This is a genomic window from Dehalobacter sp. 12DCB1 (assembly GCF_004343605.1).
GTDB lineage: Bacteria > Bacillota > Desulfitobacteriia > Desulfitobacteriales > Syntrophobotulaceae > Dehalobacter.
On record NZ_POSF01000015.1, the window covers coordinates 322,874 to 344,508 of the forward strand.

At 44.7% G+C, this 21,635-nt stretch carries 19 protein-coding genes and 1 rRNA gene; 9 read left to right on the plus strand and 11 right to left on the minus strand.

Annotation, left to right across the window (positions count from 1 at the left end; translation table 11 throughout):
* Positions 1–251: 251 nt before the first annotated feature.
* The 9 genes from C1I38_RS10395 to C1I38_RS10435 all read right to left on the minus strand — a co-directional run bounded on the left by C1I38_RS10395 (position 252) and on the right by C1I38_RS10435 (position 12,106).
* Positions 252–782 (minus strand): RecX family transcriptional regulator, encoded by a 531-nt coding sequence (locus C1I38_RS10395; protein WP_119774779.1) that lies wholly within the window; start codon positions 780–782, stop codon positions 252–254.
* Complete coding sequence (gene recA / locus C1I38_RS10400; RefSeq protein ID WP_020491750.1) at positions 772–1,812, minus strand: recombinase RecA; 1,041 nt, start codon at positions 1,810–1,812, stop codon at positions 772–774. The genes C1I38_RS10395 and recA overlap by 11 nt, the downstream gene beginning before the upstream one ends.
* A 132-nt stretch (positions 1,813–1,944) precedes the next feature.
* Complete coding sequence (locus C1I38_RS10405; protein ID WP_119774778.1) at positions 1,945–3,189, minus strand: competence/damage-inducible protein A; 1,245 nt, start codon at positions 3,187–3,189, stop codon at positions 1,945–1,947.
* Positions 3,190–3,410: 221 nt separating this feature from the next.
* Positions 3,411–3,974 (minus strand): CDP-diacylglycerol--glycerol-3-phosphate 3-phosphatidyltransferase, encoded by a 564-nt coding sequence (gene pgsA, locus C1I38_RS10410; RefSeq protein ID WP_020493179.1) that lies wholly within the window; start codon positions 3,972–3,974, stop codon positions 3,411–3,413.
* The gene (gene rimO / locus C1I38_RS10415; protein ID WP_119774777.1) at positions 3,971–5,296 is read right to left on the minus strand and encodes a 30S ribosomal protein S12 methylthiotransferase RimO; all 1,326 of its coding nucleotides are present in this window, start codon (positions 5,294–5,296) and stop codon (positions 3,971–3,973) included. The genes pgsA and rimO overlap by 4 nt, the downstream gene beginning before the upstream one ends.
* Positions 5,297–5,356: 60 nt before the next feature.
* Entirely contained in the window at positions 5,357–7,528 is a 2,172-nt protein-coding gene (locus tag C1I38_RS10420; protein ID WP_119774776.1) for a YgiQ family radical SAM protein, read from the minus strand.
* A gap of 189 nt (positions 7,529–7,717) precedes the next feature.
* Positions 7,718–8,518, minus strand: coding sequence for a RodZ domain-containing protein (locus C1I38_RS10425; RefSeq protein ID WP_119774775.1), 801 nt, complete (start codon positions 8,516–8,518; stop codon positions 7,718–7,720).
* A 48-nt stretch (positions 8,519–8,566) separates the two neighbouring features.
* Entirely contained in the window at positions 8,567–9,601 is a 1,035-nt protein-coding gene (mnmH, locus tag C1I38_RS10430) for a tRNA 2-selenouridine(34) synthase MnmH (RefSeq protein ID WP_119774774.1), read from the minus strand.
* Between the two features lie 87 nt (positions 9,602–9,688).
* The gene (locus tag C1I38_RS10435) at positions 9,689–12,106 is read right to left on the minus strand and encodes a DNA translocase FtsK (RefSeq protein WP_119774773.1); all 2,418 of its coding nucleotides are present in this window, start codon (positions 12,104–12,106) and stop codon (positions 9,689–9,691) included.
* A 347-nt stretch (positions 12,107–12,453) separates the two neighbouring features.
* Here C1I38_RS10435 and C1I38_RS10440 point away from each other — a divergent pair, with 347 nt between their 5' ends.
* From C1I38_RS10440 to C1I38_RS10480, 9 genes are all read left to right on the plus strand, one after another.
* Positions 12,454–12,645, plus strand: a complete 192-nt coding sequence (locus C1I38_RS10440) for a Flp family type IVb pilin (protein ID WP_243103639.1) — start codon at positions 12,454–12,456, stop codon at positions 12,643–12,645.
* A gap of 190 nt (positions 12,646–12,835) precedes the next feature.
* Positions 12,836–13,231, plus strand: coding sequence for a TadE/TadG family type IV pilus assembly protein (locus C1I38_RS10445; RefSeq protein ID WP_119774772.1), 396 nt, complete (start codon positions 12,836–12,838; stop codon positions 13,229–13,231).
* A 13-nt stretch (positions 13,232–13,244) separates the two neighbouring features.
* Entirely contained in the window at positions 13,245–14,189 is a 945-nt protein-coding gene (locus C1I38_RS10450) for a pilus assembly protein TadG-related protein (RefSeq protein WP_119774771.1), read from the plus strand.
* Positions 14,190–14,196: 7 nt separating this feature from the next.
* Entirely contained in the window at positions 14,197–14,949 is a 753-nt protein-coding gene (cpaB, locus tag C1I38_RS10455; protein WP_243103638.1) for a Flp pilus assembly protein CpaB, read from the plus strand.
* A gap of 28 nt (positions 14,950–14,977) precedes the next feature.
* The gene (locus tag C1I38_RS10460; RefSeq protein ID WP_119774770.1) at positions 14,978–16,198 is read left to right on the plus strand and encodes a response regulator; all 1,221 of its coding nucleotides are present in this window, start codon (positions 14,978–14,980) and stop codon (positions 16,196–16,198) included.
* Positions 16,199–16,202: 4 nt separating this feature from the next.
* Positions 16,203–17,573, plus strand: coding sequence for a CpaF family protein (locus C1I38_RS10465; RefSeq protein ID WP_119774769.1), 1,371 nt, complete (start codon positions 16,203–16,205; stop codon positions 17,571–17,573).
* A 31-nt stretch (positions 17,574–17,604) separates the two neighbouring features.
* The gene (locus C1I38_RS10470) at positions 17,605–18,552 is read left to right on the plus strand and encodes a type II secretion system F family protein (RefSeq protein WP_020493168.1); all 948 of its coding nucleotides are present in this window, start codon (positions 17,605–17,607) and stop codon (positions 18,550–18,552) included.
* Between the two features lie 11 nt (positions 18,553–18,563).
* Positions 18,564–19,505, plus strand: coding sequence for a type II secretion system F family protein (locus tag C1I38_RS10475; protein WP_020493167.1), 942 nt, complete (start codon positions 18,564–18,566; stop codon positions 19,503–19,505).
* Positions 19,506–19,524: 19 nt separating this feature from the next.
* Positions 19,525–19,875: a DUF192 domain-containing protein gene (locus C1I38_RS10480; RefSeq protein WP_119774768.1), complete on the plus strand. Its 351-nt coding sequence runs from the start codon at positions 19,525–19,527 to the stop codon at positions 19,873–19,875.
* A gap of 115 nt (positions 19,876–19,990) precedes the next feature.
* On the opposite strand, the gene C1I38_RS10485 is transcribed toward C1I38_RS10480, so the two are convergent.
* Together C1I38_RS10485 and rrf are read right to left on the minus strand one after the other, a co-directional pair.
* The gene (locus C1I38_RS10485) at positions 19,991–21,280 is read right to left on the minus strand and encodes a HAMP domain-containing methyl-accepting chemotaxis protein (RefSeq protein WP_020493165.1); all 1,290 of its coding nucleotides are present in this window, start codon (positions 21,278–21,280) and stop codon (positions 19,991–19,993) included.
* 227 nt (positions 21,281–21,507) lie between these two features.
* Positions 21,508–21,612: ribosomal RNA gene (rrf, locus tag C1I38_RS10490) — 5S ribosomal RNA — on the minus strand.
* Positions 21,613–21,635 lie beyond the last annotated feature (23 nt).

Genomic DNA, 21,635 nt, shown 5'->3' on the forward strand with positions numbered 1-21,635 from the left:
ATAGTATTAAATATTTCGTAAAATAACAAAAAAACTGGTCAGACCAGTTCCGTAAAATCTATAACCCTCATTCAATTATGTTTCCCTTAAATATAGCTACACCGATACCCGGTGCAGCTGAAATGTTCAGTTTAATATAAGAGAAAACCTTGAAAGGTTAAAAATTTACTAGAAACAGATCCATTTGATAATAGTTTAATGAAATGTGCAAATAATGTCAAGTTGGTGAGATAATAAAGTATACTAAATACTTAAAGATTATCAAAAATAATAATCTCTTCAAGTACTTTTTTGACGATATCCAATTGATAACCTTTCGCTAAGAGCTTGTCCCCGACCTTTTTCCTTAAATATAACTCTTTTGGATGGATATTTCTGTTTTGATCGTTTAGGGATTTTTTCTGGTATTTCCTATACTCCTGCTCAAACATTTTACGGCCAAGCAGCAGGCAATTTTGAACCTCCTGCTGCTCGGGATAGTATTCATCCATGACGAGAGAGATCATCCGATTGTCCAGACCGGCTTTTTGCAGTTCAATACATATTCTGATCCGAGAAAACCTTGTTTCCTTACTTTTAACATATGACAAGGCATATTGCCGATCATCAATATACTTCCATTCTTCTAGTTTTCGAAGAGCCTCAGCATTTTCCTCTGCTGAATAACCTTTAGCCTCCAATTTGCCAGCAAGCTGCCTGGCAGACAGCTGCCTGCGGCTTAAGAAATCCAGCGCAGCACCTAGCACACTTTTCTTCGGCGAGGCCTGATTTCTATTCATCATTCATGCTGTCATCCTTAGCACCGTTGGACCTGTCTTTCGAGACCAGAACCAGATCACGCACTTTTCTCTCGATCTCTGCAGCAATATCAGGATGCTGACGCAAAAAGTCCTTTACATTCTCTCTTCCCTGTCCAAGCCTTTCGCCATTGTAGGAATACCAGGCGCCCGATTTCATAAGAATACCTGTTTCCGATCCCATATCGACAATACTGCCTTCCCTGGATATCCCTTCGCCATAAACCAGGTCAAAATCAGCAAAGTTAAACGGCGGTGCAACCTTGTTTTTGACGACCTTTACGCGGGTACGATTGCCGATGATTTCCTGCCCCTGCTTGATGACATCCTGCTTTTTGACTTCCAGCCGGACTGAAGCATAAAATTTCAGTGCCCGTCCTCCGGTCGTCGTCTCAGGGTTGCCGAACATTACGCCAACTTTCTCCCTGATCTGATTAATAAAGATGACACAGGTACGGCTTTTACTGATTGCCCCGGTAAGCTTGCGCAATGCCTGGGACATCAGACGGGCATGCAGCCCCATGTGGGAATCGCCCATCTCCCCTTCGATTTCAGCCCGTGGCACAAGTGCCGCCACCGAGTCAATTACGACGACATCAACCGCGCCGCTACGGACAAGGGCTTCACAGATTTCCAGTGCTTGCTCACCGGTGTCTGGCTGGGAAACCAGCAGATCGTCGACATTCACACCCAGCGCACGGGCATATACCGGGTCAAGGGCATGCTCCGCATCAATAAAAGCTGCAACGCCACCTGTTTTTTGTGCCTCAGCAATAATATGCAGCGTTACGGTGGTTTTCCCCGAAGACTCCGGTCCATAAACCTCTATTACCCGGCCCCTGGGAACTCCGCCAACGCCCAAAGCCAAATCCAGGGCCAATGAACCTGTTGAAATCGTCTCAACAGCCATTCTGTCCGAAGCTTCGCCGAGTTTCATAATCGCTCCCTTGCCAAACTGCTTTTCAATTTGGCTCAGTGCAATATCCAATGCTTTCAGTTTATCTGGAGTAGCCATCTTTTCGTGCCTCCTCATGATTATACAAAACATATGTTCGGTTTCTATTATACTTTTTCTGACTGTCTATTGTCAATCCGTTTAAAAGTAAAATTTTTACATAGGATTGGTCATCTCTCGTTTGACAAGAACTTACTGCATGTATTTCCTAAGTAAATACAGCCGCAGCATATTCAAGGCGGTTTCTACAATCATATTTCTGACGGATTCCCTGCTCCCGACAAACTGGTTTTTAGTGATCTCGATACCTTCCGGATGAGCCAGGGCGATATAGACCAGACCGACGGGTTTGTCCGCAGTTCCGCCTCCAGGTCCCGCAACTCCGGTCGTCGCAATCCCAAGATCTGCACCGAGGGCCTTTCTTGCCCCTCCGGCCATTTCCCCGGCTACAAGTTCACTGACTGCGCCTTCCTGCAGCAGGCTGCTGCTTTTCACCCCGAGCAAAATTTCTTTGGCTGAATTCGCATAACTTACAACGCCGCCAAGATAATACGCCGAACTTCCGGCTTCGGCGGTGATTCTTCCGCCCAGAAGACCACCGGTGCAGGATTCGGCCGTTGCCAGCGTCAGATTGTTTTCCAGAAGCAGTTTTCCAACAATACCCGCCTGGGTATCCGTTCCGGCTCCGAATACCCTGTCCCCAAAAATGCTGCGGATCTCTGCTTCTGTCTGATCCAGGAGCTGGACAGCTTGACTGATATCCCCGCTTCGGACCGTAAGCCTGACATCCATGTAGGTATGCCTGTCCAGCAAAGTGAGAGACGGAGATTTACGCTGCATCAGAACGGTTAGTTCCCGTTCCAGTTCCGGTTCCCCGAGTCCAAATATTTTTAGAATACGTACCTGCATCCGTCTTGAATCTCGAAGGATAATCTGCTCCAGTTTGGGCAGCAAATACTTTTGGAACATAACCTCCATTTCGGGAGGCGGTCCGGGAAGGATCGCGCAAAACTGGTCATTTTTGCAGATAAGCGTCCCCTGCGCAGTTCCTTTATCGTTCGGCAGCAGGATCGAACCTTCTGGAAAATAAGCCTGTTTTTCCGTACTTGGCGGCATCCGGTCATTGATATAAAACTGCGTCAGGGACTGCATGCTTTCCGGATCATAGCTCATTTTCAGACCTAAGACTTCAGCGGCAATTTCTTTGGATAGGTCATCTGCCGTCGGTCCAAGCCCTCCGCTGACAAGCACAAGCCTGGAACGCTGCAGCGCATTCTTTAGTGTCTCGGTCAGCCGTTCTTTGTTGTCCCCTACCGTCGTATGGTAGCGTACTTCTATCCCGAGATCCGAAAGCTGTCCCGTAAGATAATGGGCACTCGTATTCAGCGTTTTTCCGAGCAGTAATTCTGTTCCCGTGGAAATAATTTCGGCCTTCATTATTTTTCACACTCCCTCAGTCATTATCTCACCGTGGGAGAATCTTATCCCCGAACTTTGTTACCTAGTCAATTCATGGCTCAAATAATTCCATTCAAGCCTGATTACCCCATATTAGGTCTGGGTGCCACAAGTTCCAGCGTCAAGCGGAGCATGGATGCGGAGCGCGGCTGTTAGACGGCCACGGATGGCTAATGTCGCGATGCCATGGATGGCTCTTTTTATTTGGAACGCACAAACAGCTGTTTTGATTTTATGATATAATCCACGCCGGAAATGATGGTTATCATCAGCGCAAGATAGATCATAGGCTGGGCAATATATATGTTAAGGATTGATAATGGCCAATCTCTCAAAATCAACAGTGCTATGGCAATGATCTGAGTGACCGTCTTCAGTTTTCCAAGCTTGCTGGCACTGATCACTACGCCTTCGGCAGCAGCAATCGCTCTTAACCCTGTGACCGCAAACTCTCGGGCCAAGATAATCCAGACAATCCAGGCCGAAACGAGATTTAACTCGACCAGGGCAATCAGCGCGGCTGAAACCAGAAGCTTGTCGGCAAGCGGATCCAGAAATTTACCGAGATTGGTCACTTGTTTCAGCTTGCGTGCGAAATAACCGTCCAAACCGTCTGTCGCAGACGCCAGGATAAATATCCCCGCGGCTACAAAGTCCTGATAAGGAAAATAAGCGGTGCCGTCAGGCATTTTTACCAATAAAAAGGCCATAAACAAAGGTATCATGGCAATTCGAATCAGAGTCAGCGTGTTAGGTAGATTCACTCGAGCTCCTCCCCTCCCATATCATAGCTGTCCGCTTCTGTAATTCTGGTCTGTATGATTTCACCAACCAAATGTTTCTTCTGAACCTTGAGGTAAATCTGACCGTCAATCTCCGGGGCATCCCCTTCGCTCCGTCCGACCCATTCATCAGGGGCAGTCTGTTCTTCGAGAATGACCCGGATGATTTGTCCGACCCTTTGCTGCTGGATCTGATCCGCGATTTCCGTTTGGGCTGCCATGACAGCATTTTTGCGAGCTTCCCGAACCTCAGGCGGTACCTGGTTCGCCATGTTCGCAGCAGGCGTATTTTCCTCCTGGGAATAAGCAAAAACCCCAATACGGTCTAATTTCATTTTATTGACAAATGACAATAAATGCTGAAACTGTTCTTCGGTTTCCCCAGGGAATCCGGTAATGAACGTCGAACGGATAAAAATACCCGGTACAGCCTCGCGGAGCTTTCCGATCAGCGTTTCTGCTTCTTCGGCTGTATTTCTGCGGTTCATTTTCGAAAGTATGGCGTTATCGGCATGCTGAAGAGGCAAATCAATATAATTGCATATCTTGGGTTCCGTCCCAATCAGGTCAATCAGTTCATCTGATACTGCCTCAGGGTAACAATACATCAGCCGAATCCATTGTATACCGTCTATTTCCACTAGTTCCCGCAGAAGATTCGGCAGCCGGTAAGCGTGATAAAGATCAATGCCGTAACGGGTTGTATCCTGGGCTACCAGCGCAATTTCCTTCACACCTTCACCGGCGAGCTTCCTTACTTCTTGTACGATTGACTCCATTGTCCTGCTACGGTAGCTGCCTTTGATCTGCGGAATGACACAATAGCTGCAGCGGTTATCACAGCCTTCGGCTATTTTGACATATGCAAAAAAAGAAGGGCTGAAACGGACCCTCGGCATCTCATTGTTATAAAGATAGTCCTGCTTCTCTTTTTTCCTGTATACTCTCTCGCCGCCGGAGCTTTCCAGGACCTCGGGGATTTTATCCAGATCCCCGTCCCCGAGCACACCATCAAGCTCTGGAAGCTCTTTAAACAGCTCTTCACCATAACGCTGAGCCAGACATCCCACAGCATAGACCTTTTTCTGAGCACCGCTATTTTTCAAATTGATCATTTCACAAAGGGTGTCAATCGATTCTGCTTTGGCATCTTCAATAAAACCACAGGTATTCACGACAATCATATCGGCTTCAGACGGTTCGGTTGTAATCTCGAAGCCTTTCGCCAGCATGCCGGTTATTACTTCACTGTCAACCTGGTTCTTCGGGCACCCAAGGTTAATCACTGCAACTTTTTTTTTCAATTTTCAACCCTCTGAAATCGTTTTTTATCACTTTAGTATATATCAGGTTCCGACCTGCTGTCAAAACGAATGCTTTCCCTTTACCTTCCCTGACGGCTTCCCCGGAGACATCCTTTTGACTTTCCCTGTCGCCTTGCCTGACGCCTCTGTGCGGCTTCCCTGGTGCTTTTCTTTTTGATTTTCTTTGAGATTTCTTTTCTTATTCCCCAGGCTTCTTTGTTGTCTTTCTTTTTCCATCTTTTCGTTTTTTACGGTTCCCCGGGATTTTCCGCTGTCCTCTGCAATCTTTTTTTTATGTTCCTTATTTATTCGTCCCTTGGATAAAAGGTCTTTATTTACTTTCTCTTTATTCAGCTTGCTTTTAACAGAATTTTTCTGTTTATTTTGTTTATAACCAGAATCTTGTTCCTTGTTTTGATCGGAATAGGCGGTTTTGCCTCTGGGCCTGATCAGACATTTGGGGCCGAACCCTATCAAATCCGTCCTATCGGCTTCAACAAGGGCAGCGTGGACCAGGGCATATTTCTTGGGTTCTCTGAACTGCAGCAACGCTCTCTGCATTGCTTTCTCCGTTTTGCTTTTTGGAACATAAACCTTCTGCATGGTCAGCGGATCGAGCCCTGTATAAAACATTGCCGTAGACAGCGTTCCCGGAGTCGGATAAAAATCCTGGACCTGTTCCGGCTGATAATGAATGTCACGCAAGTATTCCGCCAGTTCTACGGCTGCTTCCAGCGTACTCCCGGGGTGGCTGGACATAAAGTAAGGAACTATAAACTGCTTCTTGCCAAGACGCTCGTTAATCTTAAAGAATTTTTCCCTGAACTGTTCAAAGGTTTTCCCGGCCGGTTTACGCATATCGTGCAGGACCTTGGGCGAGATATGCTCCGGAGCCACCTTTAGTTGACCACTGACATGGTGTTCGAGCAGTTCTTTAAGAAAATGTTCGCTTTTATCCGCCATGATATAGTCATAGCGAATCCCCGAGCGCACAAATACTTTTTTGACTTTGGGCAGTTTTCTGAGTTTCCGTAAAATCCCCAGGTATTCCTGATGGTCGATATGCAGGCTTTTGCATGGTGAGGGATGCAGGCATTGTTTTTCCTTACATGCGCCGGTTTTCAATTGTTTCAGACAGGCCGGCCGACGAAAATTTGCTGTCGGTCCGCCAACGTCATGAATATATCCTTTAAAGTCTTCCAAATTGGTGATTTCCACAGCTTCGTGCAGGATCGATTCCTCGCTCCTGCTCTGAACGATTCTTCCCTGATGAAAGGTAAGCGAGCAGAAAGCACAGCTTCCAAAACATCCCCGGGAGCTAACAATACTGAATTTAACTTCCTCCAGCGCAGGTATTCCCCCATCTCTTTCATACATTGGATGTGCGTCTTTCAGATAAGAAAGGCCATAGACTTTATCCAGTTCTGCCTGAGACAAAGGCATTTCCGGTTTATTCTGTACCAGATATTTTATGCCGTGCTGCTGGACAATGGTTTTTCCTCTGACCGGGTCCTGCTCCTGATATTGGACCTTGAAAGCCTCCGCATACTTTGTTTTGTCTTCTGCCGTCTTTTTGAAGGAAGGTATCTCGATATAACCGCTGCTTACCCCTTCCAGAGAATCCGCTATATAGCAGGTTCCGGGGATATGGCGGATATATTTCACTTCCAAGCCGTCATTCAGATACGCGGCAATCTCCACAATCTGCTTTTCCGCCATGCCATAGACCAACAAGTCCGCACTACTGTCAATTAGAATTGATTTTCTAACGGTATCGCTCCAATAGTCATAATGGGCAAATCTCCGCAAACTGGCTTCTACACCGCCAATGATGATCGGAACGTTTTTATAGGCTTCCCGAATTTTATTGCAATAGACAATCGTCGCCCGGTCCGGCCGTAAACCCATTTTGCAGCCGGGTGAATAGGAGTCTTTTTCACGTATTTTTTTATTGACTGAATAATGGTTGACCATAGAATCCATATTGCCCGCCGAGACCAAAAATCCGAGTCTGGGACGCCCAAGCCTCTGAAATTCTTCAGTCTTATTCCAATCTGGCTGAGGAATGATTCCAACCTTGTATCCTGCGTCTTCAAGGACCCTGGAAATGATGGCCAGGCCAAAACTGGGATGATCGACATAGGCATCCCCGCTGACCAAAACGAAGTCCACCTGGTCCCATCCCCGGCTTTCCATATCTTCTCTGTTCACTGGCAGATAATTTACAGACACTTGATTTTGCTCCTAACTATATCAACATTAGCTTACTGCCTTCTATCCTTCATTTAATCCATTGGATTCTAATCTTTGCAGCCGTATTTATTTTAAATCGATTTAACCTGATCCGCAAATATAGGAAGAGGGTATCCTACTCTTCCGGCATACCCTCTTCACAATCTTATCTTATCAGCTTGGTGTAAACTAACTTCCCGCAAGCTCTTTCACTTTATTTTCATCGATGATGTAGTTTTGAAGGACATCACCAGTCTTCCCGAGTGGCGGGACGGTATGTCCGTTCACTTTGAGTGACAATCCACCGGCGTTGCCGATCGATGTAAACTCAATTTGGTTGTCAGCCTGCAAGGTTTGAGTTGTTCCTGCAGGGATCGTTCCGCTTAAAGCCTGCTTGCCGTCCACATTGACTACGACCCAGCAATCAGCAGTAAACGTAAGCTCAGCAACAATACCCTCGTATTGTTCAGCTTGCTGCTGAGACGGCTGCCCGGCATTTTGTTCCTGCCCTGCAGTATTCGTATTCTGCCCCGTACTGGAATCGGCAGTATTTTGATCGCTCACCTTCGGTGCAGTCGGCAAAGGAATGGGTGTATAATGGGAAGTACCGGATTTGTTGCCTAAATTTGATACAAAGATAATCCCGACGACAATGATCACAGCCAGGATGGCCATTCCTGCAAGGACGATCGGTCTGAACCATACCTGATTGCTTGGAATCGGACTTAAGGGTGGCTGAATTTCGGACTCAGCTTCTTTGACCAAAGAAGCATTATAGCCATCTATAATTTCCTGTGGATTAATGCCAAGATGTTTGGCATACGTCCGTAAAAAGCCTCTGGTATAAGTGGTTCCGGGTAGTATGCCGTAGTTCTCATTTTCCAGAGCTTCCAGATACCTTACCCTAATCTTAATACTGTCTTCAACTTCCTGATAACTTAAACGTTTTTCTTCTCTGGCCTTCCTAAGAACGGCCCCTTCACCAGCCATTTCTACACCACCCTATTAATATTTAATTTTATTTTAAATTAATTACTGTCAAGCAAACCGTTCATTCAAAAATTGTTTCAGTGTTTTCAGCGATAATAACATAGATTCCTGAGAAACACATAAGTCGTAGCCCTCAGATTCCTGATTGGGATAGCCATATAGCTGGTCATAGTATTCCATAATAAGATACCGGGCAAAGTCCTCGTAAGCTTGTTTCTGCAGAAAATCATAAAGCTGATCAATTTTCTTTCGTCCCAGTCTTTTCGTTAGTCTGTCCAGAGCCGTTTTAAGTTCTTCAGTCATTCCCGGGTTATCCGTATACTCGAGCATCAGCCGTTTGGCTCTGTTGTCCAGCGAATCGTAAACAAGAACGGAAATTCCCTGCTGCATGGCTTTGAAAACTGCGTCAGGGAGTGTGATTTTGCCGATCCGCCGGCTTTCGCATTCCATCACCAAATACAGATCGTGATTATAGCGATGGATTTCCTCGTAAAGCAAGGACTCAAACGTTTTTTGGGTAGGCTGAGCACCAAGACCGATGCAGCCAAAAACTGAACCACGGTTATTGGATAGCCCCTCAAGATCAATGACCGGATAACCCTCTTCCTTGAGTTTTTTCAGCAACTCTGTTTTTCCAGTTCCGGTATTCCCTTTCAGGACGATAACCTGATGATGAAATCCAGTCTCAAAAAATGAAACAATCGAATGCCTGTAGGCCTTGTATCCGCCAATCAGTCGAAATACCGGCAACCCCATCAGGTCAAGTACTGCCGCCAAAGACTTGCTTCTCATACCTCCGCGCCAGCAAAATAGCAGAATGGGTCTTTTTTCGGCAGCTTCCTCAACTTGTTTATATAAATCCGGCAGTTTTCGGCTAACAATCTCTAACCCGATATCTCTGGCTTTTTGGGGAGACTCTTTCGTATATATCGTTCCAATGACGGCTCTCTCTTCATTATTGAAGATCGGTATGTTTACCGCTCCGGGAATCGTTCCTTCCTCAAATTCGTTTTCTGACCTCACATCTATATATAATGCATCTGATAGCTCAGAACATTCATCGATGGAAATTTCACGCAGCATATTCTTCCCCAATCTTTTTTATTCTACAGTATTTTAACTAATCCTTCCTGAAATTAACCAAAAAGCGCAAATAGTTGGTAATTATGACTAAGAATTTAAGTTTTTCCCGAATTTTTGTTCAAATTGGCCCTTGGTCAACAAAACTTCCCTGGGTTTCGAGCCTTCATGTTGGCCGACAACCCCTTTTTCTTCAAGCATATCAACGATTCTGGCCGCCCTGGAATAGCCAATCTTTAGTCTGCGCTGAAGCAGGGACACGGATGCCGTATTGCTCTCCATAAAGATGTTCGCAGCCTTGTAGAAAAGCTCATCTTCCGGCTCCTCAGAATTTCCGGAACTCAAGCTCACTTCCGGAATTTCAAAATACTCCGGCTTGGCCTGTTCCAGCAGATAATCGACAATATTTTTAACTTCCTTGTCTGACAGGAAACAGCCTTGGACCCGGATCGGCTTGCTGATCCCAATTGGATGATAGAGCATGTCCCCGCGGCCGAGTAGTTTTTCTGCACCGCCCATGTCCAGAATGGTTCTGGAATCGATCTGGGAAGAAACCGCAAAAGCGATCCTGGAAGGAATATTGGCTTTGATCAGACCGGTGATGACATCAACCGAGGGTCTTTGCGTCGCAACAATCAGATGAATACCTGCTGCCCTGGCCATCTGGGCCAGCCGGCAGATAGACTCCTCGACCTCTCCCGGAGCAACCATCATCAGATCGGCTAACTCGTCGATGATGACGACAACATACGGCAGCGGCTTCGATTCAGTATCCTTTTTTTCACTTACAAGGAAGTTATACCTGACGATATCACGAACTCCGGAAGCTGCAAAAAGTTCATATCTTGTCTCCATTTCGGTAACAATCCACTTCAAAGCTCCGGCAGCCCTCTGGGGCTCTGTTACCACAGGAGAGATCAAATGTGGGATTCCATTGTAATTGGCCAGTTCAACAACTTTGGGATCAATCAGCAACAGTTTTACTTCATCCGGTTTTGCTTTATAAACGATACTTCCGATAATCGTATTGATGCAAACCGATTTTCCTGCTCCGGTCGCTCCGGCAATCAGTAGGTGCGGCATTCTCGTCAGATCACCGATAATCGGCGTGCCAGTGATATCTTTGCCGAGCGCCAAACTAAGCTTGCTTGGTGAGTCCTGAAAATCTTCCGTTTCCAGCACTTCCCGGAAATGAACAATGGCAATCTCCTTATTCGGGACCTCTATCCCAACTGCAGACTTTCCCGGGATCGGCGCTTCCATCCGCACATCGGAGGCTGCCAGGCTCAGTGCAATATCATCTGAAAGGCTGGTAATTTTACTGACTTTGACACCGGGCGCAGGCTGCACCTCGTAGCGGGTAATCGTCGGCCCCTGTGTGACTCTGGTAACTTTGACCCTGACCCCAAAACTGGCTAGCGTATCTTCCAGCAGACGGACATTATCGGCAATATCCTTGCCGCTTTTTTGGCCTTTTTTCATTGATTTATGAACAAGATTCAAAGGCGGCAGCCTGTAATGTTCATTCTTCTCGGTCTGTCTGGAAATAGGCGTCCCGGTAAGCTTGCCCGGCGGTGCCGCTGTGGTTTCCCTGCCTCCTGCATAATCTCCTATATTTCCAGCCTTTCTTTCAGCTAAATCATCCATCCTTGTGTTGATCAGGTAATGATCCGTTTCCGGCTGCGGAACCAGCTTGCTTTTTTTATTCCGTTCTTCTCCACGATTCCGTTCTTCCCCAAAAATTTCGATCACCGGGTTACCCTGCTTTGAATCGAAATAATCATCCGGGGTTAAGGACTTTACAGGCTCACCTTTCTTTGCTGCGGCAAACATGCTGTTCCGGTCATCCTCTTTGCGCTCCTGTCTTTCTTGGCGTCCGTCCGCCAGTACCTGCAGAAAATCCCTGATGTGGCGGTCGACCATCTGTGCAAAATTGGCTGTGAGAGACAACAGGTCTTTGACCGTCCCGACCATAGAGCGGTTCATTGCCAGGATAGCCCCGATTAAAGCTAATACTGCCAGAATCACATAACCACCTGTCACGCCGACCAGCATGACCAGCATAATACTGATCACCGCGCCAAGAAGGCCACCTCCTAATCCTGCTTTGCCAAGCTCAAGCAGCCCTGCAGTATCATACGCAGCAGATGACCCGAGATGCAGGAATCCTTCCGCTACAAGCCATAACAAAATCACACCGGTTGTTCTGGACTTCATACTTTTCCGGTTGTTGCTCATCAGACTGATCCCAATGACTCCGAGAATGATAAAAATTCCGACACTTCCATCGCCTGCCGCAATCCTGAGTGCTTTGACAATATGCGTGACAATAGCACCCTTGCTGTTGGAATAGAGCATGACAAACCCCAGACAGGCCAAACCCATCACCAGGATTCCAATAATTTCATTTCGAATCGTATCATGAACGGACTGTCTTTTTTTACGTGACCCCCGTCGGTTCTTTTTTGTCGCCTTCGTCGCCAATGTTTCTAACCCCCAGCTTTTCATTACAACAGTAATATTTCCACAATTCTAAGCCAATTCCTTTAATTACTCAACATATAAGGCCTTTGAATGATTCCTTGTTGATTCCTCGATAATCATTCTTACCTATATATGATGGTTATATGATGGTATATATAATGTAAAGCATTTATCACCCAAAAACAAGAAATTCTCAGGACAATCAACCCTTATTTGATAAGATTCTTAAAAAGCACAGGATATTAATAAGTCTTTAGTCCTATCACATCGTGACTTACGGTGAATTGTTTCGATTGTCAAACTGTTGTAAATTTGTAATACGAACCAGAATACCAAAAAACGAAAATATATTATTAAAGGGAGAGATTATCATGATGTTATACCTTGTTCAGTTCCTTCAAAGATTCCAGAAAGACGAAAAGGGTCAAGCACTTACAGAGTACGGTCTTATAATCGCCTTAATTGCACTCGTTGTAATTGGTGCAGTCGTGGTTATCGGCACAAACTTGAATGAGATTATGACTACAATTGGAGGAGACCTCGACATTACTCCAACTCCCTAAAATCAAGAGTCTTCGTTGGTTTTACCTCGAAAGCCCTACTGTCAGGGAACAGTAGGGCTTTTTTAAACTAAAGAAGGATAACTTTTATTTTGCGTTTTAACAGTTTTTGCATTGTAATTTGTCTCTTCACTGCTTAGTGGTATCAGAATTGGTTTAACGAAAGTAAACCTGCATTGAGAGGGTGTATAAAATGCTAAAAAAATTAATAAAATCCTCCAATGGCCAGTCTCTTGTCGAATTTGCGCTGGTCCTGCCCATCTTTCTGCTCTTAGTCTTTGGCGTGGTTGAGTTTGGGCGGCTTGGCTATTCCTATGTCACCCTAAACAACGCCGTTAGAAGCGGCGCCAGGACAGCAAGCCTGAGCGGGCTGGACAGCACTATCCAGGCTTCAGTAGCTGATTCCGCCCCTTTGTTAGACCGCAACCTACTGACCATTCAGATCACCCCAATTGAGTCCAGCAGACATTCCGGCTCAAATGTTACGGTATCTGCCTCTTATCCTGTATCTCTTACGACTCCGGTATTAAATCGTATTCTTCCGAATCCGGTTGTGATCCATGCGAGCCTGTCCATGCGCATTGAATAGGAGTGCATTCGCTATGAAGAATCATCCACTCAAAAATGAAAAAGGCAGTATTGCCGTTCTTACGGCAGTACTTTTAGTCGTTCTTCTGGGCTTTGGTGCCCTATGTACAGATATGGCAGTTCTCTACGTAGAAAAAGCAAGGTTGCAGAATGCGGTAGATGCAGCAGCGTTAGCAGGCGCTCAAAAATTACCGAACAGTCCGCAGGACGCTTATCTAACTGCTGCAGAATATGCTGACAATAATGATGTCTCCCTTCCCTCAATTTCGATATCCAATCATAACCGGGAAATTGAGGTATCTGCTTCTGAAGAACATTCCATGTTTTTGGCCAAAGCACTAGGTATTACCAAAGGAAAAGTCAGTGCACGTTCCAAGGCAGGTGTTTACCCTGTCCGCAGTATCGCCGGAGCCGCTCCTTTAAGTGTTACGATGCAGGACTTTGTCTATGGCCAGGAATATACACTGAAAAATGCCCCTCCGGAAGGTGAAACCGGCTGGTATGGTCCTGTCAGGTTGGATGGATCAGGTGCCAGCACCTACGAAGATGCACTCGCCTACGGAAATAATACCCCGCTATCTGTCGGCCAGACCCTGCAGATAGAAACCGGTAATATGAGCGGTCCGACACGAAAAGGTCTTGATACCCGGCTTGCTTCCGATACGCGTGTCCCTGGGAATACTTTTACTGATCATGACAGTAATGCTCCCGAGATTGTCTTTATTCCAATCGTAGAAGTCCTCACTCGATCAGGTGAATCCATCCAGGAAGTTAAAATTTTGGGATTTGCTGCTTTTTTCATTGAAAATGTAACTCACAATGGCAATGACTGTTTTATCACCGGGCGTTTTTTAAAGACCTGTTCCACGCTCGGCAAAGAAACAAGTTCAATTATTGATGACGGAAATAACCCCGTACAGGATTACGGTTTATATTCTATAAAATTGCTAATGAATTGAGGGATAAATGGTGAAAAGAAAATTCTATGTTTTTATGGCGATTATCTCAGGATTGATTTTTAGCCTGGCTGTCTTTTTCTACCTGAACTATGGTTCGGGAGCATCAAGTCAAGAATTAAAACCGCTGGTTGTTGCAGCAGCAGATATTTCCTCGCGAAGTATCCTGAAGGCTGATCAACTCCAAATCAAACAAGTTCCGCTCTCAGGCTATCCTCAGGGAGGGGCCTCTACCGTGAAAGAATTAACAGGTCGGGTGCTCCTGGTTGACGTCAGTCAGGGTGATGTACTGCTGAGTCCAATGCTTGGAGATCCGTACCAAAAAACCGGCAGCAGTTCAGGTGCCTCAGCCGACAGCTTTTCACTGACTGTTCCTTCGGGCAAAAGAGCCGTTGCTATTCCTGTCGATTTGGTAGGCAGTGTCAGCTATAAGGTAAAGGCCGGTGACCATGTGGATGTCCTGATTACCATGGATATTAAGGACAGTCAGGGAAATCAAAGAACAATTACTTCTTTGGCTGCCCAGGATGTTTTGGTCTTAAATACGGGTGAAACCATTCTCAAAGAAGGAGAAACTGCCGAAAATCCCGGTTCCTATATTTTGGCGCTGAGTGTTTCCCAGTCTATGTCCATAACACTGGGCGGTGAAAAAGGCTCCATCCGCTTACTGCTGAGAAACCCTGCCAATAAAGAAACTTACACCGAAGCACCCATCGATCCCAATGTCTATACAAACGCAAATTACTTCAATCATTATAAATAAAAGATAAATAAAAAAGGAGGTATAGCACATGCAAGGTATACGGATTCTCATTGTTGATGATATCAGAAATACCCGCGAAAACATTCGCCGAATCCTTGCTCTTGATTCCGGCTTTGAAGTGGTCGGCGAAGCGGGCTGCGGTTCAGAAGCAATCCGTCTGGCAGAATTGTTGAAACCGGAAATTATTCTAATGGACATCAGCATGCCCGACATTGACGGGATAAAAACAACAGAACTGCTTTCTTTCCGCGTCCCAAATACCTCCATTATTATGATGTCTGTTGAGAACGACCCCGACCATATGACCAAAGCCATGATGGCCGGAGCCAAAGCTTATATCGTCAAACCGTTTACCGGCAAAGAACTTACCAGTACAATCCTGAACGTGTATCACAAGGAAAGCCGCAAAAGAGAAATGATCAATTCCCCTCTGTCCCCCGATCCCGCTGTAAAAACATCCGACACTGCAGCAAAAGTAATCAGTATTTTCAGCGCCAAGGGAGGGGTAGGCAAAACGACGACCGCTGTGAACCTCGGTGTTGAATTGGCGAAGTCATCCAAAGTCCTCTTATTGGACTTGAGCCTGCAATTCGGGGACATCGCCTCCTTCTTAAATCTTGTTCCGAAAAGGACAATTACCGATCTGGTCCAGATCGGTTCAATCAAAGAAGAAGATATCCGGCTTCATACCCTTAGTCATTCTTCCGGACTGGATATCCTGGCGGCTACGAATCGCCCCGAATATGCAGAAAAAGTAACCACAGAACATATTGAGCAAATCCTGGAAGAAATTAAACCCCATTATGATTTTGTAATTCTTGACAATACCAGCCGTTTTGATGATATCAGCCTTGCCGGTTTAGAGGCCGCAGACGAGATCTGGGTTGTGGCCGGCATGGATATTCCGTCAATCAAAAATACCAAGCTGGCGCTGGAAATCATGCATACGCTTGATTATTCTCCAAAAATCAAGTTGATTCTAAATAAATTTGAAAAGAAAATCGGTATCAGCATGAAGGATATTGAAAGCAGCCTCGGCCTCAATGTAACCTATCTTATTCCTTATGAAGAACAGCTCACATCCGTGCTTAATAAAGGTGTACCGTTTGTTGATGCTTTAGCCCGTTCAGCTCCCGCTCTGGAAATTAAAAAGATGGTGAGTACGCTAGGTGTTAATTCGGAAATTACTAAAAAAGGTCAGGACAGCAAAGAAACCAGCCGTCTTTCCTTTTTAAGATTTGGAGGTTGATCGCATGTCGCTCCTTAGCCGTTTAGAACAGGAAAGAGGTAAAGAACGCGAAAGAACCGGATCAGAGAAACAAAGCCTGATTGAAATCAGACAAGCCTTTACCGCTTCTCCTTCCTCTCAGCCCGCTGATCCCTGGAGGGAACTCAAAAGCATTATCCATAAGGAAACCATCAAAAATATTCAACTCAATGATGTTGATCCGCAAGAAGTCGAGCCGATCGTTCAAAAAGTCATAGACCATTATGTTGAAACAAATGGTGCCCTTCTGCCCCGGAATGAAAGACAAAGAATCGTGCAGGAAGTGGTTGATGAAATCCTCGGTTTTGGTCCCATTTCCCCACTGTTAAATGACGACAGCATTTCAGAGATTATGGTCAACGGGCCGAGTCAGGTCTACGTAGAGCGTCATGGCATTGTCGAACTATCCAATGTAACTTTTAATGATGACCAGCATGTTCAGCATATTATTGAAAAAATCGTCGCGCCGATTGGCCGAAGAATTGATGAAAGTCAGCCAATGGTAGACGCCCGCCTGCCGGACGGTTCTAGGGTAAACGCTATTATTCCGCCTCTGGCGCTTAAAGGTCCTACCATTACAATTCGGAAATTTTCACGTGACCCCTACCGTGTCGAAGACCTGATTAATTTTGGCACGCTAACCCGTGATATGGCGCTTGTCCTCGAAGCCTGTGTTAAAGCCAGACTGAATATTGTTGTCTCTGGTGGTACCGGCTCCGGTAAAACCACGACATTAAACGTTCTATCTTCCTTTATTCCAGATCATGAAAGGATTATTACCATCGAAGATGCCGCTGAACTGCAGCTTGATCAAAGCCACTTGGTAACGCTTGAAACCCGGCCTCCAAATATAGAGGGAAAAGGTGCCATCACCATTCGTGACTTGGTTAGAAACACGCTGCGTATGAGGCCTGACCGAATCATCGTCGGTGAAGTCCGCGGCGGAGAAGCCTTGGATATGCTGCAGGCCATGAATACCGGACACGATGGTTCCCTGACCACAGGTCATGCTAACACCCCGAGGGACATGCTCTCCCGTCTCGAAACCATGGTTTTAATGGCAGGCATGGATTTGCCGATCCGGGCCATCCGTGAGCAGATTTCCAGTGCGATTGACTTAGTTGTTCAGCAAAGCCGGCTCAGGGATGGTACCCGGAAAATTACCCATATCACTGAGGTTCTTGGTATGGAAGGAGACACCATTGTCACCCAAGATATCTACAAATTCGAGCAAAAAGGTGTTGATTCCAACGTCCACGTTCTCGGAGGCTTTAAGGCTACTGGTGTCCGCCCCCGCTTTATGGATACGCTGGCTGCCACAGGCCAAATCCTGCCGGACAATATTTTTGTTAGTTGATTAGCCATCCATGGCCGTCGGAGGTATTTATATGACAAAGGTCATCGTCGTGGCCTCGATTATGGGATTTATCCTGATATACTCGGTGATCATGGCCCTGAAACCAAAAAATGAAAGCGTCGAAGATAAAGTTAAGCGACTAGTGGCAGAAAAAGAAGATACCCCAGTTAAAGCCAAAAAGGCTGCTTCTTGGAAAGAGTATCTGACTTCCCTATCCAAATATACACCTCGGAAATGGGGCAAACAACTTGATAAAGATCTTTACAGCGGTGATATTGGGTTAACTGGCAGGGAATTCATCGTGATGCAAATCTTCTTGTTCATTCTTGCTTTCCTTATCGCCCTAATTCTTCTGCCTTTGAGTGCTGTTTTTATTATTCTGCCACTGTTAAGTTTGATCTTTCCCAGGCTGTATATTAGCAGTGCTAAAAATAAAAAAATTAAGAAATTCAATAACCAGCTGCCGGATATACTTCTAACCCTTGCCAATTCCTTAAAAGCCGGTTTTAGTTTATTTCAGGCCATGGAAATGGCCGCCCAAGAAATGCCAGACCCGCTCTCCTCCGAAATCAAAATGACTCTGAAAGAAATGGCCTATGGGGAATCTACCGAAAATGCTTTGCTAAATCTCTCGCAGCGGGTTGAAAGTAAAGACCTGGAATTAATGGTAACCGCCATCCTGATTCAACGGCAAATTGGTGGTAATCTAGCCGAAATTTTAATTAATATTCACGATACAATTCAGGAACGTTTACAGATTCAAGGCGAGATTAAAACACTTACTGCTCAAGGTAGATTATCCGGATATATTATTGGTGCTTTGCCTATCTTAATTGGCCTGGTTATCACGATGATGCAGCCATCATTTATGATGCCGCTGTTCCAGGATCCACTCGGAATTGTGTTATTATGCTGTGGAGCTGTTCTGGAAATCATCGGTTTTATCGCCATCAGAAAGATTGTTAATATTAAATTCTAGGGGAGATTATCATGGAGTCAATCTTGATTTTCAGCGGTTTTTGCCTTATTTTCTTCTTAGTCCTGGCGATTCTGTCCAGGAAACAGCCTTCTCTTTCCCAGAGCAGGATTATGCGTTCCCTTGGAAGATCTTCAGTGCCAGCAGAAAATGAAGAAAATCAAAAAGAAAAATCCAAAAAAGACAAAAACACAAAAGATAAAAACAAGCAAGAAAAATCTGAGAACAGTTTTTTTCGCAGATTGATCATTGCCTTCTCAAAAAACAGCAAAGAAACAGACCAGAAAGACACGGAATTAATTGCTGCCGGACTAAAGGGCTGGTCATCAGCTGAATGGAAAGCGCTTAGGTTGATCCTTGGCCTATGCTTTGCAATAGCAGCTGCTGCCTTAAGCTTTATGTTAAGCTTTCCAATCCTTACAAAAATTGAATTCCCATTATTTTGTTTTGTTATTGGAAATATCGCTCCCAATTTCTGGCTTAAATCAAAGATCAAACAACGTAAGGGTGAGATTCTTCGTACGCTTCCTGACATCCTCGATCTCGTTATGGTCAGTGTTGAAGCCGGACTTGGCTTTGATGCAGCCATGATGAAAGTCGTAGAAAAACAAAAAGGCATTCTTGCTGAAGAGTTCAACTTGGTTCTCCAGGAAATCAAAATCGGCAAACCGCGCCGGGAAGCTTTGAGAGATATGGCCAAAAAAAATGACGTAGAGGATTTAAGCAACGTCATTGCCTCATTGGTTCAAGCTGACCAGCTCGGTATCTCTATGGGAAATGTCCTTAGAAACCAGTCGGCGCAAATCCGTTTGAGAAGAAAACAACGCATACAAGAAGCTGCGCAAAAAGCCCCCGTTAAGATGATGGTTCCACTTGTTTTCTTTGTTTTTCCAAGCCTTTTCATCGTGATACTTGGTCCGGCAATCATTAATATCATGGATATTTTGGGTAATTGATTTACGAGGAAAACATCTTATGAAAGAGCTAACCGTTAAAAACCTAAGAACACAAAATTATCTTGGTACCGTTTTGCTGGCTGACACCTTTCTCACCAGATTGAGAGGTCTGCTCGGAACCAAGTTTTTGGATGATTTTCGTGGTATGCTAATTAAGCCTTGCAACCAGGTCCATATGATCGGGATGACCTATCCCCTTTCTGTCTGGTTTATCAGCAAGGATCTGCAAATTGTCAAAATCATTGATGATCTCTATCCGAGAAAGGTCTCACCATGCATCAAGGATGCCCTTTTTGTGATAGAGTTCCCGCGTAACTGGGCAGATTTCACTGGAAGCATGGAAGGCGACAAGCTGGAAATATATTTTTGATATTTTCTTCAAGCAACAAGCTCACGATGCCGTTATAAAATCATAAGAGTATATGTACTTCCCTATGATTATTTGGAACAGAGTATTTCTCTATAAATAGAGTAACGCCTACCAATTATCTACGAAAGCGGGTAATTGCAGTTGTCAGAATTTCTGACTGTATTCTTAAATTATCTACAAGGGTTTCAACCTGATCGACAATTTCCGCTTGTTGCTTTGTAGCAATAGCAAGCTCCATTGCACTTTCTGAAGTTTTTTCTGCAATCTCGGCTACTTCGCGGGACTGATGTGCGCTTTTATCAATACCCTCCATTTGACGATCGACAAGTTTTGATATTTGTTCAACGCTACGTGCTACTTCAAGAATTGTTTTAGTCATTTTTTCTATTACTTCATTCGTCCTGAATCCTTTCTGTGCTTCCATATCTGCATTCTGAACTTGTATCGTAATCTGATTCACAACATTTATCACTTCAGACTGAATGTTCGTAATAAGACTTGAAATCCCTTGCATAGCATTTGCGCTTTCATCAGCTAGTTTTCGTACTTCTTCGGCCACAACTGCAAATCCCTTGCCATGTTGTCCTGCTCGAGCAGCTTCAATGGAAGCATTCAATGCAAGTAAGTTTGTTTGTTCCCCAATATCACCTACTAACTGGATGATCTGACCGACTTTCTTGGCATTCTCTTCGAGACTTTTAACAATTTCAAGCGATTGCTGGTTCCCTTTGGCTAGATTATTGATTCCATCTATTAAAGAATGAATTACTTCTTTACTTTCGGTTAGTTCCATTAGCATTTCTGCAGAGATTTTTTCAGAAGACTTGGCATAGTTTTGTACTTCTTTGGCAATATGGGCGACTTTTTCAACGGATTCTGCTGTTGATTGAATCGCAATCGAGGAAGTTTCTGCACCTGCAGATATTTCTGTGATGGTATGTACAATAGCATCGGCTTGGTGAGAAGCAGCTGATGACACTTTTGAAATTTCAAACATATTCTCATTAGTCTTCGCACAATTCGTTTCAATACTCTGGACAATTTCCCTAAGATTATAAAGCATATTGTTAAAAGCTATTCCTAACGAACGAATCTCATCATCAGTGTTTGATAATTCAACATCACAACCGATATCCCCTTCAGATGCCTGATTTGCAGCTTTTTCTAACTTCTGCAAAGGTTTAATGATAAAACTTGCCATAAAAAAGGAAAGTAAACCCGACCAGAAAACCCCTAGTACTAAAGTAGCAATCGTAAATATAACCTCATTGATATTCGGAACAAAATTGGGCCGAACAAAATAGATAAAGAATGCACTTGTAGAATAAGTAACAATTGCCAAAATAATAACAAATAAGGAAATCTTCTTTCTAATACTAAATCGATGGTTTTTTGATTCTCTCATTAATCCGCGCTCCTCTTAGCAAAAATCTTTGTCACCAAAACTGGAAAATCTAGCTGCGTATATTGTTATTTTGCAGCAATTCAATGAGCAGACAATAGTATTTTTTTCTATCAATTACATTATAATGTAAATATTACTTTTTTTGAAGTAATATTTTGAATTAATGTAAAGAGAATGTAAAACGTAATGTAAAAAGACTACATCAAATGATGTAGTCTTTTTACATTACCTGGCAACGTGCTATTTTTCCTTACAGTATCGTCGCCCCAGGAGGTCTTAACTTCCGTGTTCGGGATGGGAACGGGTGGTACCCCTCCGGTATAGTCACCAGATCTTTTCGAGGTTCGAAGTTCGA

What these genes read in the sequence shown, in the direction of transcription:
- C1I38_RS10480 (WP_119774768.1), top strand. Translation starts at nt 19,525, where the DNA reads ATGAAAGAGCTAACCGTTAAAAACCTAAGAACACAAAATTATCTTGGT.
- C1I38_RS10435 (WP_119774773.1), bottom strand. Translation starts at nt 12,106, where the DNA reads ATGAAAAGCTGGGGGTTAGAAACATTGGCGACGAAGGCGACAAAAAAG.
- cpaB (WP_243103638.1), top strand. Translation starts at nt 14,197, where the DNA reads ATGGTGAAAAGAAAATTCTATGTTTTTATGGCGATTATCTCAGGATTG.
- C1I38_RS10405 (WP_119774778.1), bottom strand. Translation starts at nt 3,189, where the DNA reads ATGAAGGCCGAAATTATTTCCACGGGAACAGAATTACTGCTCGGAAAA.
- C1I38_RS10440 (WP_243103639.1), top strand. Translation starts at nt 12,454, where the DNA reads ATGATGTTATACCTTGTTCAGTTCCTTCAAAGATTCCAGAAAGACGAA.
- C1I38_RS10395 (WP_119774779.1), bottom strand. Translation starts at nt 782, where the DNA reads ATGATGAATAGAAATCAGGCCTCGCCGAAGAAAAGTGTGCTAGGTGCT.
- C1I38_RS10470 (WP_020493168.1), top strand. Translation starts at nt 17,605, where the DNA reads ATGACAAAGGTCATCGTCGTGGCCTCGATTATGGGATTTATCCTGATA.
- C1I38_RS10485 (WP_020493165.1), bottom strand. Translation starts at nt 21,280, where the DNA reads ATGAGAGAATCAAAAAACCATCGATTTAGTATTAGAAAGAAGATTTCC.
- C1I38_RS10425 (WP_119774775.1), bottom strand. Translation starts at nt 8,518, where the DNA reads ATGGCTGGTGAAGGGGCCGTTCTTAGGAAGGCCAGAGAAGAAAAACGT.
- C1I38_RS10475 (WP_020493167.1), top strand. Translation starts at nt 18,564, where the DNA reads ATGGAGTCAATCTTGATTTTCAGCGGTTTTTGCCTTATTTTCTTCTTA.
- C1I38_RS10445 (WP_119774772.1), top strand. Translation starts at nt 12,836, where the DNA reads ATGCTAAAAAAATTAATAAAATCCTCCAATGGCCAGTCTCTTGTCGAA.
- C1I38_RS10450 (WP_119774771.1), top strand. Translation starts at nt 13,245, where the DNA reads ATGAAGAATCATCCACTCAAAAATGAAAAAGGCAGTATTGCCGTTCTT.
- mnmH (WP_119774774.1), bottom strand. Translation starts at nt 9,601, where the DNA reads ATGCTGCGTGAAATTTCCATCGATGAATGTTCTGAGCTATCAGATGCA.
- C1I38_RS10460 (WP_119774770.1), top strand. Translation starts at nt 14,978, where the DNA reads ATGCAAGGTATACGGATTCTCATTGTTGATGATATCAGAAATACCCGC.
- recA (WP_020491750.1), bottom strand. Translation starts at nt 1,812, where the DNA reads ATGGCTACTCCAGATAAACTGAAAGCATTGGATATTGCACTGAGCCAA.
- C1I38_RS10465 (WP_119774769.1), top strand. Translation starts at nt 16,203, where the DNA reads ATGTCGCTCCTTAGCCGTTTAGAACAGGAAAGAGGTAAAGAACGCGAA.